Source organism: Teredinibacter turnerae T7901 (assembly GCF_000023025.1).
Taxonomy (GTDB): Bacteria; Pseudomonadota; Gammaproteobacteria; order Pseudomonadales; family Cellvibrionaceae; genus Teredinibacter; species Teredinibacter turnerae_B.
The window spans coordinates 2,022,520-2,034,271 of record NC_012997.1 but is presented as its reverse complement, the minus strand read 5'-3'; the positions used below and the strand labels follow the sequence as shown (position 1 = coordinate 2,034,271).

General features: G+C 50.6%; 9 protein-coding genes. 8 read left to right on the top strand and 1 reads right to left on the bottom strand.

Annotation, left to right across the window (positions count from 1 at the left end; all coding sequences use genetic code 11):
* Positions 1-128 precede the first annotated feature (128 nt).
* Positions 129-890, top strand: a complete 762-nt coding sequence (locus tag TERTU_RS08855; protein ID WP_015820449.1) for a site-specific integrase — start codon at positions 129-131, stop codon at positions 888-890.
* 72 nt (positions 891-962) lie between these two features.
* Here TERTU_RS08855 and TERTU_RS21745 read toward each other — a convergent pair whose 3' ends face one another.
* On the bottom strand, positions 963-1,247 hold the full coding sequence (locus TERTU_RS21745) for a hypothetical protein (protein WP_143876282.1): 285 nt from the start codon (positions 1,245-1,247) through the stop codon (positions 963-965).
* A gap of 544 nt (positions 1,248-1,791) precedes the next feature.
* Between TERTU_RS21745 and TERTU_RS08850 the strand changes: the two genes are divergently transcribed.
* The 7 genes from TERTU_RS08850 (at position 1,792) to TERTU_RS08820 (ending at position 11,695) form a co-directional block, all read left to right on the top strand.
* Positions 1,792-2,076, top strand: coding sequence for a hypothetical protein (locus TERTU_RS08850; RefSeq protein WP_041590149.1), 285 nt, complete (start codon positions 1,792-1,794; stop codon positions 2,074-2,076).
* 55 nt (positions 2,077-2,131) lie between these two features.
* Complete coding sequence (locus TERTU_RS08845) at positions 2,132-3,631, top strand: efflux RND transporter periplasmic adaptor subunit (protein WP_041590148.1); 1,500 nt, start codon at positions 2,132-2,134, stop codon at positions 3,629-3,631.
* Complete coding sequence (locus tag TERTU_RS08840; protein WP_015818370.1) at positions 3,628-6,747, top strand: efflux RND transporter permease subunit; 3,120 nt, start codon at positions 3,628-3,630, stop codon at positions 6,745-6,747. Before TERTU_RS08845 ends, TERTU_RS08840 begins: the two co-directional genes overlap by 4 nt.
* A gap of 122 nt (positions 6,748-6,869) precedes the next feature.
* Positions 6,870-7,181 carry a metalloregulator ArsR/SmtB family transcription factor gene (locus TERTU_RS08835; protein ID WP_019601738.1) on the top strand — a complete coding sequence of 104 codons (312 nt, stop codon included), beginning with the start codon at positions 6,870-6,872 and terminating at the stop codon, positions 7,179-7,181.
* 84 nt (positions 7,182-7,265) lie between these two features.
* Positions 7,266-7,742 carry an arsenate reductase ArsC gene (locus TERTU_RS08830; protein WP_015817443.1) on the top strand — a complete coding sequence of 159 codons (477 nt, stop codon included), beginning with the start codon at positions 7,266-7,268 and terminating at the stop codon, positions 7,740-7,742.
* The gene (gene arsB, locus TERTU_RS08825) at positions 7,742-8,767 is read left to right on the top strand and encodes an ACR3 family arsenite efflux transporter (protein WP_015820339.1); all 1,026 of its coding nucleotides are present in this window, start codon (positions 7,742-7,744) and stop codon (positions 8,765-8,767) included. The genes TERTU_RS08830 and arsB overlap by 1 nt, the downstream gene beginning before the upstream one ends.
* A gap of 183 nt (positions 8,768-8,950) precedes the next feature.
* Positions 8,951-11,695, top strand: a complete 2,745-nt coding sequence (locus tag TERTU_RS08820) for a M6 family metalloprotease domain-containing protein (RefSeq protein WP_041590147.1) — start codon at positions 8,951-8,953, stop codon at positions 11,693-11,695.
* Positions 11,696-11,752: the final 57 nt, after the last annotated feature.

Here is an 11,752-nt window from a genome sequence, read left to right as displayed (position 1 = left end):
TCGCTTGAATCAGCGTCAGAGGTATCTATGCGCACATCAAGGTCGCTCCACGATAGAGCCGAATTTTTTCCGTATTTAATCCGTATAAATTAACACGACGGATTAAAAGAAAGATAACAGAGGACCCTATGCACAACCCTGGACGCGCTAAAGTTTTATCCCCCTCCGAACAAGAACACTTGTTCGAAACAATTGCCAAACACCGTCACCCAGAGAAAAACCTGGCGATTATGCTGCTAAGTTTTAAAATTGGATTGCGCCCAACAGAAATCGCGCTACTTAAAGTAAAAGATGCAGTTACATTAGGTAACGGGAGCCGTGAATTTTCGCTTAATGAAAATCTGCTGCTGGATAACGCCAGAATAGAAGCTCACAAGAAAAGCAAAAAATCCAAACTCAAAAGGCAAAACCTCAGTTTTGCGCCAGATGATTTTCACGAAATCGTCAAGCAAATCGAGAACAGAGTGCGACTCGGCGAGAAAATAAAGCCGGAAGATTTTTACCCTGCAAAAGCAGAAAATTCCGAAAACGAACGTCACATTAAGCTCGACAACGAGCAGCTGGTTCGCGCGCTGCAAGACTACATTAAATTGCGCCTGGACAAGGGGGAAAATATCACATCCGACTGTCCACTTTTCATCTCGCAAAAAGGCGGTACCTATTCACCAAATACACTGCAAGAGCACATGGCTTTAATGTTGCGAGACTGGGCAGGAATAGCAAACGCGAGTGCGCATAGCGGTAGAAATACTTACGAGTACTACAAACGACTTCCACCTGTTAGCGCACAGAGCGAGAGAAATTCAGTAATCAGCTGGAGTGAAAAGCCCACTTTCGCAGTCGAGCAAGAGCGCGTGGCGGTACTAGAGGAAGTAGAAGTTTGCGACTAGGCCGTCGAAAACAGGCAGGTTGCCCCCTTTAGATTATGGAGGTGCAACCTGCCGCAGAACGATGAGTCGGAACTAGTGCAAATCTAACTCATCGATGGGGAAGTACTTAGTACGTGTCTTGGCTTGTTGTTCGCCTGCTGCTTCATATCTCACATAGACGACAGGCTTTTCACGAGTGGAATGACTGACGCTAAAATCAGCCCAAACAACCTTTAAACATCCGGTGTAGCGCCGTACTTTATTAACGGCAGAACGCAGATGTTCATAGTAAGCCTCATGACTTTCACCTAGTTGCGTACGTTCGGGAATGGCACCTTTTTCTACAGGAGCCATTTTTGCTGTTGATCGAGTTTCCATAATTTAGCCCATTCTGATCGGTGACATTTAAAAGACTTTAGTAAACAACTCGGCCTTCGGATACCAACAGGCTCTTACAAAGCGTTTTGTATTGCGGTTGATCAATGGAGACGCCTCAACTGCTAGACGAAGATGGCTCAGAGGGCGATGTCGTGCTTTGATTATCGAATAACGCTTATTACCGCCAAAAAAGAAGTAAAATACGCCAACCGAGTAATTAAGCTTGCCAATTGCGCCTAGCGAACATCACTGCAAAGAAGCCACTTGCGTCACATTTAGATTGCAAAAAAATGAAAAGTTTCGCAAGTTGTATACATTCAGCAATATTTATAGTCCCCCAAAGTTTCATTAATGTCGATCAAGCTGCCATTTATAGATGGTGTTTAAGGCTTGCAGTTTTCGCTACGCGCGGTATCCTTCACGCTAAACCGACTCATCTTTGGCATGTATTACAAATTCCAACTGACCGATGAAATTCGCCACTCTCGCTTTGGTAGCTTTTTACGTACTCCAAACCCTTTGGGTTGGAGCGGGCGCGTGTCCGATGAAAGCAACCGCCGAAGCCGCCATTGTGTCGTCTGCTCCAAGCTGCCACAGCCAGATGGGCACGACTGAGCCGAACCTGAACGAACATCATACTGACGACGATAGCGACTGCTGCAAAGGGCACAACCACTGCCCAATGCCCAGCTGTCATGTGATGCCTCTACTCTCTACCGCACCCGCCACCTACCTGGACGACCAACTAACCGAGTGCGCGCTTGTTAGCGGGACAAAACCCATAGTAACTCGCTCAGAAAATCCATTTCGCCCTCCGATTTTCGCCTGAAACACCCTAATTGCGTCTGTAGAACGCACACACTGCAGCAATCAATAACTTATTGATGCAGCTTTCGGGTATCCATTTTCAGGATCATCAAGTCATGACAAAAGCACTTGCACTAATTTTAGCCGGCGCGCTCGCTGGCCTGTTAGGTGGTATCGCCATAGCACCTAAGATCACTAATCAAGACAACGCAACCGACCTGCCAGCAGGAAGTGATACACCCCTGTATTGGGTCGCCCCGATGGATCCAAATTATCGGCGCGATTCGCCGGGAAAATCTCCGATGGGGATGGACCTTGTTCCCGTCTACGCGGAACAAGACGAGCCCGGCCTGGTGAGCATATCCCCAGAAGTCGTCAATTCGCTGGGCGTGACCACCGCAGTCGCCGAACGCCGTGAATTGCCCGCAGATATTTATACCTATGGTGAGCTGCGCTACAACGAAGAGCGCTTAATACATATTCACCCCCGGGTTGCCGGCTGGGTGGACAAACTCTATATCCGTGCCGCCGGGGAAGCCGTCGCCGCAAACAAACCGCTTTACTCGCTATATTCTCCCCAGCTAGTCAACGCCCAGGAAGAGTATGTGCTGGCCCTTCGCCGCAAAGATAGCAATCTCACGCGGGCTTCTGAAGAAAGACTGCGCGCGCTGAAAGTGGACGAGCGTTTTATTCAGCAGTTGAGAAAATCAAAGGAGGTACGCCAGACCGTTACTTTCTATGCGCCTGTTGATGGTGTCGTCAATAAGCTGGCAATTCGTGAGGGGTTTTATGTACAGCCCGGCACCACCATGATGAGCATCGGCCAGCTTAATGATATTTGGCTGGAAGCAGAGATTTTCGCGCAGCAGGCCGCGCTTGTCGAAACAGGGCAAGCGGTGGACATTACCATAGCCGCATTTCCAAACCTGTCCTGGACCGGGGAAATCAGCTACGTTTACCCCGAAATCGACCCTCAGAACCGCACGCTTCGCGCGCGTATCGAACTACCCAATACGCGGCGCCTACTCAAACCCGGCATGTATGCGAACTTACACATTCGGGGTACGACCGACACGGCAACACTCACGGTTCCAAACAATGCGGTGATTCGCACTGGCCACCAAAATCGCGTGGTGTTAGCGCTCGGTGACGGGCGCTACAAATCCATCACTGTGTCACTCGGGCGAATCACTGACGAGTTTACGGAAATTACCCATGGGTTAGATGACGGCGACAAAGTTGTTACAGCGGCGCAATTCCTCCTGGATTCCGAGTCTAGTAAAAACTCCGATTTTAAACGCATGCACCAGGACAACGAGCCACCCAGAGCAGTGAGTGTAGCGGCGACAGTCGAAAGTGTTATGGCCGATATGGGAATGCTCAAAGTGACTCATGACCCCATTCCCGACTGGGATTGGCCAGTGATGACGATGATGTTTCCCGTCACCGCAGACACGGATTTATCCACACTGGAGCAAGGGCAGCGCATCCAAATTCAAATTCGTCAAACCGGGGATACAGATTGGGAAATAACCGCGATCAGTTTGGTTGACCACCTGCACGGGGTGACGCCATGATTAATCAAATAATTCATTGGTCTGTATTAAATCGAGGGCTGGTGTTGTTACTCGCCCTATTTTTAACGGGGCTAGGCCTCTATGCTGTGCGCCATACCCCCGTCGATGCGATTCCTGATTTGTCTGACGTACAGGTGATTGTAAAAACCCGGTACCCGGGACAATCACCCCAAGTGGTTCAAGACCAAGTCACCTACCCTCTCAGCACCGCACTCCTCTCTGTGCCCGGAGCCAAAACCGTTCGTGGTTTCTCGTTTTTCGGCGACTCCTATATTTACGTGATATTCGAGGATAAAACAGACTTGTACTGGGCTCGTAGTCGAGTTCAAGAGTATTTAAGCCAGGCGGCGCCACAGCTCCCTGCGGGCGCAACACCGGCCCTCGGACCGGACGCAACCGGCGTCGGGTGGGTCTATATCTACGCACTGCGTGATCCCCATGGCAACCATACCCTGGGCGAACTGCGCAGCCTGCAAGACTGGTTTTTGAAATATGAGTTACAAACCACGCCAGGCGTCAGTGAAGTGGCAACCGTTGGTGGTATGGTCAAGCAATACCAAGTAACTGTCGACCCACAAAAGCTACGAGCTCACCGAATTCCGATTGCACACATTGCCAACGCGCTCCGGCAGGCGAATCAGGAGGTTGGCGCCTCGGTACTGGAGCTGTCGGAAGCGGAATATATGGTAAGGGCAACTGGCTATCTCAAAAACATAGAGGATATTGGCTTGATCCCGTTAGGCGTAAACGAACGTGGCGTACCGCTACTGTTGCGTGATGTCGCCACCATTGGAATTGGCCCGGAAATGCGACGGGGGCTCGCTGAGTTAAATGGGGAAGGCGAATCCGTCGGCGGTATCATTGTTATGCGATCCGGTGAAAACGCCAAGGCCACTATCGCCGCGGTTAAATCCCGTTTGCGTTCACTTGAAAAAAGCCTGCCTGAAGGTGTGGAAGTCGTAACCGTCTACGACCGCTCACAACTTATCGAAAACGCGATCCGCAATCTCTGGCAAAAGCTGGGAGAAGAATTCCTGGTGGTGGCCATTGTATGCATTGTCTTTTTACTACATATCCGGTCTGCGCTGGTGGCTATTGTTACTCTGCCCCTCGGCGTGCTCTGCGCATTTATCGTCATGTATTTTCAAGGAATCAACGCGAACATCATGTCGCTCGGCGGCATCGCTATCGCCATTGGAGCGATGATTGACGGCGCAATTGTGATGATTGAAAACATGCACAAGCACATGGAGCGCACAACGATCGACGCCAGCAACCGATGGCAGATCGTGACTAAGGCCGCCTCGGAGGTGGGGGCGCCCCTCTTTTTTAGCCTGCTAATTATTACCGTCAGCTTTGTGCCGGTGTTTTCTCTGGAAGCCCAGGAAGGACGTATGTTCAGCCCACTTGCGTTTACCAAAACATACGCCATGGCTGCAGCGGCCATCCTCGCCATCACCTTGGTTCCAGTGCTGATGGGTTATTTCGTCCGTGGCCGAATTTTGGCTGAATCACGCAACCCTTTAAACCGCTGGATGGTCAACAGTTACCGCGCGATATTAAGCATTGCACTACGCGGGCCGATACTCGTTATCGCGCTTGGGCTTTTACTTACGCTCAGCGCCATCTGGCCACTCAACCGAATTGGCAGTGAGTTTATTCCGCCTCTGGATGAGGGGGATTTAATGTATATGCCGACGACCTATCCCGCCATATCAATCGGTGAGGCTCGACAAATACTGCAACAAACGGACAAGCTGATTTCTGGAATGCCCGAAGTCGCAACGGTATTCGGAAAAATCGGTCGCGCAGAAACTGCGACCGATCCCGCCCCATTGACAATGATCGAAACCTTCATTCAGCTCAAACCAAGAAGCGAATGGCGACAGGGCATGACCACGGAAAAGCTGAAACAGGAATTGGATCGCCGAGTAAAACTTCCCGGAATTACCAACGCCTGGGTGATGCCAATTAAAACCCGCATCGATATGTTAGCGACCGGTATCAAAACGCCGCTCGGAATTAAAATAACCGGGCCAGACCTAACCGTGATTCAGTCCATAGGTGAACGTATAGAGCAGCTGCTACAACAGCTCCCCGATACCACCTCCGTTTATAGCGAAAGAACGTCCGGCGCACGCTACATCGATATCGATATCAATAGGGCAGAAGCTGCGCGGTTTGGGATGAGCATCCAGGAGGTCCAGCAAAACCTCGGGTTTGCCGTCGGCGGTCAGTCGGTGACCCAAACTGTGGAGGGTCAGGAACGATATCTGGTTAATTTACGTTACCCACAGGACTATCGAGACACACCGGAAAAATTGCAGGCGCTGCCACTGGTAACGACGTCTCGCCAGCAAATCACCTTGGCTGACGTTGCAACAATTCATATTACAGACGGCCCAGGTGTGATAAAGAGTGAAAACGCCCGCCTCACAGGCTGGACTTTCATAGACACCAGCAGCAAAGACATAGCCGCCTACGTGCGAACCGCAGAAGCATTGTTAACAAGCGAACTCGATTTACCGCCCGGGTACGCGCTACGCTGGTCTGGGCAGTACGAATATATGCAACGCGCCAAACAAAAACTGCAATATGTTTTGCCGCTTACCCTGGGGCTGATCTTTACGTTCCTGTTTTTCAGCTTTCGAAAAATTGGCGACGTTCTCATGATAATGGGGAGCTTACCGCTGGCGCTGACGGGCAGTATCTGGTTGCTGTACCTGCTCGATTTCAACTTCTCTGTTGCCACTGCAGTGGGAATGATCGCACTTGCCGGGGTCGCAGTGGAGATTGGCGTAATCATGCTCGTGTACCTTAACCAGGCGATGCAGCAACAAGGCGAAGAGGAGAAAACCGACGTAAGCCTGCGGGAGCGTATTATCGATGGTGCTGCACGGCGTGTAAGGCCAGTCATCATGACCACGGGAGCGACTATCGCAGGCTTACTGCCCATCATGCACAGTGGCGGTACGGGATCAGAAGTGATGCAACGCCTCGCTGCGCCTATGGTCGGTGGCATGGTCAGCGCACTGCTGCTGACATTGATTGTGATCCCCGCCCTGTTCTATCTGATTAAAAAACAACAATTACCGCCCTCTCGCTCTGCGATATAACCTGCTAACCGGGTGCTACAACACCGTAGCGCCCTTTGCCTTAAAATCACTTCAGCCGTCGTTGCTTCAGTCAATGAACATTGCTATATTCGCATATCCATATATGCAGACACCACCTAACGATGGACCCCAGTGTTTTTTTTAAATGCCTCGCTGACAACACCCGTCTAAAGCTTTGTTGCCTGATCTACGAAGAACAGGAACTGTGTGTGTGCGACCTGATAGCCGCCCTCAATGAGGCCCAGCCAAAAATTTCGCGCCATCTGGCACAGCTTCGCAACTGCCGAATCCTCGTCGATGAGCGCCGCAGTCAGTGGGTGTATTACCAAATTAATCCAGAACTTCCGGAATGGGCACGGGGCGTACTTAACAACGCCGTAGTTGCCCTCGACAAAGATCTTGAACAGCTTAAAAAATCCCTGGCAGGCTGTTAATTTATTTATCGCTTAGCCACAAAAACAAGTGGACTGCCGATAAACAGCTGACCTGGGCCACGGGCAGACGATCAGGAGAAATTAATGAACATCTTATTTATATGCACTCACAACCGCTGCCGCAGTATTCTCAGTGAGGCCATAGCCAACCACTTAGCAGGGGGCAAATTAACAGCTTATAGTGCTGGAAGTCAGCCCGTGGGTGAAGTGCATCCGCTCTCACTGCGATATTTAGCGGAAAAGGGTATTAGCACGGAGGGGCTTCACAGCCAGTCGTGGAATGATTTTGCCGCCCAACGTCTCGACATTGTGGTAACGGTGTGCGATAGCGCAGCAAGTGAACCATGCCCGGTTTGGTTTGGCGACTGTGTTACCGTTCATTGGGGGCTGCCCGACCCCAGTAAAATCGAAGCGGATGAAGCGACCGTCCGCGCAGCATTCCTCGCCGTGATGCAAACCATAGAAAACCGAATTAACGCATTGCTTGCACTGAATCTCGCTGATCGCCCGCGCGCAAGCTGGTCCACTGAATTACTAAAAATTGGCGAGGATGTTCACTAATGGGATCGTTTGAACGCTACCTCAGCCTATGGGTGGGCCTGTGTATTTGCGCAGGAATATTACTCGGCAACCTGTTTCCCACACTGTTTTCCGCCGTCGCAGAGTTGGAAATTGCCAGCGTTAATATCCCGGTTGCCGTTTTCATTTGGGTGATGATTTATCCAATGATGGTTCAAGTCGACTTTTCTGCGATCAAGGATATAGGGAAAAAGCCGCGCGGCCTGATACTCACACTGGTAATAAACTGGGCGATAAAACCCTTTACTATGGCGGCTTTAGGCTGGCTTTTCTTTCGCGTACTTTTTGCTGATTGGGTCGCGCCCGAAACGGCGACAGAATATATTGCCGGGATGATTCTGCTCGGCGTCGCGCCCTGTACGGCCATGGTATTTGTCTGGAGTCATCTCACCCGCGGCGACGCCAACTACACTTTAGTGCAAGTGTCGGCGAACGACATTATCATGATCTTTGCGTTCGCACCTATTGCAGCGTTTTTACTTGGCGTAAGTGATGTATCGGTACCTTGGACCACACTGTTGGTCTCGGTGCTGCTGTATGTAGTTTTGCCACTGGTTGCAGGTATTTTCACTCGCTTCTGGCTGAGCAAAAATCACAATGCAGACGGACTCGCCCATTTTCTAGAAAAGCTCAAACCCGTGTCGATTACTGGCTTGCTGGCAACAGTGGTATTGCTGTTTGGATTCCAGGCAAGAACGATCATTGCACAACCATTGTCGATTCTCATGATCGCAATCCCACTGTTAATTCAGACCTACGGAATATTTGCTTTGGCCTACGGTGCAGCACGAGCGTTAAAACTGCCCCATACAATCGCGGCGCCCGCCTGCATGATCGGCACGTCCAATTTTTTCGAACTCGCGGTTGCCGTTGCTATTTCTCTCTTCGGTTTGCAGTCAGGCGCTGCGCTAGCGACAGTCGTTGGCGTGCTCGTAGAAGTACCTGTTATGTTGTCGCTGGTTGCGTTGGCAAATCGCACACGCCACTGGTTTCCAGAAGCAAATTAACAGCACGGAGTGTCACCACCCAAACAATTTTAACCACACAGCTTTGATCGCGCCGACATTCAACTTTAGGTGTCGCAATAACCTTGTCCAAAGAAGTGTTAGCGGTACATATACCAATTCGCGTACACTTTAGATATTCATTTTTATCCGCGAGGTTGGTCTATGCAGTGGCGTTGGAGTTGTATGTTGGTCTGTTTAATTCTAGTTGGGTGTGGTACTCAACCAAGCGAGCAGACCGATCCCAGCCTGACGATGATGCAAAATCTCGCCGCGTTTAAACTGGATGAACTAGGTAATCCTCAGATCAAAACAGACTCGGTTCACCCTGTTTACAGTTCCGTAGACAAACCTCACAAACTTCTGATTATTCCTGTCGCCTATAGCAATTTGGGGTTTGACCGGTTTGCCGGAGAGCCGAACGCAGCACAAAAAAATCGCGACTACTTCCAGCAGTTGCTGTTCGCAGATGACTTGCGTCAGCCTCGCGAAAAAACCATGACTCATTATTTTTATCACCAATCGCAAGGCCAGTACTATTTAACTGGTGAAGTACTGAACCCGGTGGTGGTCGATCACCCTTCAGACTACTACGGCAAGCCCATTCAAAACTCTGACGGCCAGTGGCGCAACGACGTGCGCGCGGAATCACTGGTCGAAGATGCGCTCGCGCAAGCCGTTGTGAGCAATCCGAATTTCCCGTGGAGTGATTTCGACATCTGGGACCCAGAAGACTACGACGGCGATCAGATTTTTGACGAACCCGATGGCTATATCGATCATTTTGTTTTGGTGTTTGCAGGTAAAGGCCAGTCATCCTGCCAGGGGCTGTATTCACTCGACGAAAAACTGACAACCAATGCACCGAGTGATCGCTATAACGCACTCGCTCCAAATGAACAGGAATGCGCCCAGCGCATTTGGCCACACCGCTTCTCCCTGACTAAAAATAATGGCAAAGGGCCCAAGGTTGGAGGCCTCGATAACCGTCGCGGCGGTATCCCCTTAAATGAACATTTATGGGTGTACGACTACAACATGCAATCCGAGTACACCTCCGTTTCGACTTTCATCCACGAGTTCGGCCACTCTCTGGGCTTGCCCGATATTTACGCCAGAGAAACCAGTAACTCAACGGCAAGCTGGGATTTAATGAGTTCAACGGTGGGCCCTGTTCCACAGGAAATGAGCACGTGGTCGCGGATGGTGTTAGGTTGGTCCAAACCCTGTATTGTGATGCCGCCCGAGGCAGGCGGTGCTCAGACACAATCCCTGTACCTTAAAACCATGAACGACTGGCAAAGCGGAGGCAGCAAAGCCTGCGACGCAGCGATGGTTGTGTTGCCTCCCAAAATTCGTCGCTTGCGTATGGGGCCATTGCAAGATGCACAAGGTAGCTGGGCTGCCTATACCGGGCAAGGTAACAGCCTGAATCATTTTCTGGAACGGGAGTTTGACCTCAGCCTGGCAACCTCTCCGGACATTGCCCTCAGTTTTGATACCTGGTTTAAAATCGAAGCGGATTGGGATTACCTGTACGTTGAGATTTCCGATGATGGAGAAAACTTTTTACGCTTAATGCCGACAGACAAATCCAGTGCGCTTGATCGCCACAGTGTAATGTCGTCCAAACGGGGGCACGATGGCATCGGTACTATTCCCGGTTTTACAGGGTTAAGCGGTGACTACGACGGCGATGGAAAAGTTGAAACTGCGCAAAACTGCGATCCATCAGCCCGCCGAAAACCCGCAGAAGAGCAGATAAAAGCTGATGCGATAGAACCCTGTGATCACGCGCAATGGGTGACTGCACAATTCGACCTCAGCCCATTTAAGGGCAAAACAATTCAATTGCGATTTCACTACTATTCCGATATGGCTGCCGTGGAGGACGGAGCGCTTATCGACAATATCGCAATTCCCGCAATCGGTTTCACAGAAGATTTTGAAGATCATCTACTTGATGGCTGGAAATCCACAGGCTTCTCCTTGAGTGGCGGTAGTCACGATATCCGCGTCCCACATTACTATTTGCTGGAGTATCGAGACCCGGAAGAGCGCTTCGCGAATGGTGTTAACTACGATCAAAACATTAATGAACCAGGCTTCACTTTCTTTCCTGGTGACCACCAAAATGATTTGCGGGCGCTGGATTTTCGCTATCGATCGGGCGTGCTGGTGTGGTACTACAATGGCTCGTATTTATGGAGCCAAAACGAGCCGTCACAATTTGGCCCTGGGAATGGATTTCTTCTGCTGGTAGACGCCAACCCACAGGAATTTCGTCTGCCGTCTGTACCCGACGACTACTATAAAACGGATGGGTCCTGGCACTACTACCAGTTCGACAAGGGCGCACAAGGCATTCTTAAACAAAGTTTTATCGAAGTAATGTGCAACACCAGACGCCCTGCTTACTACCCGGTCGATTTAACGAAAAAAGACAAGTCGCGCTGTGATGCCCCCGTACCGCCTGCTGAAGCACTAACCTATGATGGCCGTCAGTTGTTGTACAGCTACACCCTGATTAACGAAGTTTTGCCCGGCAAGGAACGAGAAGCCTACGAGGGGATGGGGGGATTGTTTCACTACAAAATCAAAAACGGCGAAATTCAATATCGCTTGTACGACCGCATGTTACGCAACGCGCACTCTGCGGACGCGCCTTTCGCGATCACCCCCTTCGCGGGTGGTATCCGCTATTTCCACGCGGAAAACTCACACATGGTGCCCGTGGCCGAAGACAACTTCGCCCCCGTAAACCACTTCGATGACACCAGTGCAGCAGGTTATTTAAACCCGCACTTGCCCTTTGGCAGTGCGGCGGTGCCCGCCAGCGGTTTTAGCTTTAACCTACTTCCGCCAGACAATAACGCCGACGCGAAAACCAAAGTTAAGCTGGATATTAAATGGCAGCCAGTTGTTGATTGAAACTGTAGAACAGACGTCGCTACGCACAATCAATCAATCAATCAATCAAGCAGCCTA

Bases quoted from the DNA above. Each gene is read 5' to 3' on its own strand.
- TERTU_RS08820 (WP_041590147.1), top strand. From the start codon at position 8,951: ATGTTGGTCTGTTTAATTCTAGTTGGGTGTGGTACTCAACCAAGCGAG.
- TERTU_RS08855 (WP_015820449.1), top strand. From the start codon at position 129: ATGCACAACCCTGGACGCGCTAAAGTTTTATCCCCCTCCGAACAAGAA.
- TERTU_RS08850 (WP_041590149.1), top strand. From the start codon at position 1,792: ATGAAAGCAACCGCCGAAGCCGCCATTGTGTCGTCTGCTCCAAGCTGC.
- TERTU_RS21745 (WP_143876282.1), bottom strand. From the start codon at position 1,247: ATGGAAACTCGATCAACAGCAAAAATGGCTCCTGTAGAAAAAGGTGCC.
- arsB (WP_015820339.1), top strand. From the start codon at position 7,742: ATGGGATCGTTTGAACGCTACCTCAGCCTATGGGTGGGCCTGTGTATT.
- TERTU_RS08840 (WP_015818370.1), top strand. From the start codon at position 3,628: ATGATTAATCAAATAATTCATTGGTCTGTATTAAATCGAGGGCTGGTG.
- TERTU_RS08830 (WP_015817443.1), top strand. From the start codon at position 7,266: ATGAACATCTTATTTATATGCACTCACAACCGCTGCCGCAGTATTCTC.
- TERTU_RS08835 (WP_019601738.1), top strand. From the start codon at position 6,870: ATGGACCCCAGTGTTTTTTTTAAATGCCTCGCTGACAACACCCGTCTA.
- TERTU_RS08845 (WP_041590148.1), top strand. From the start codon at position 2,132: ATGCAGCTTTCGGGTATCCATTTTCAGGATCATCAAGTCATGACAAAA.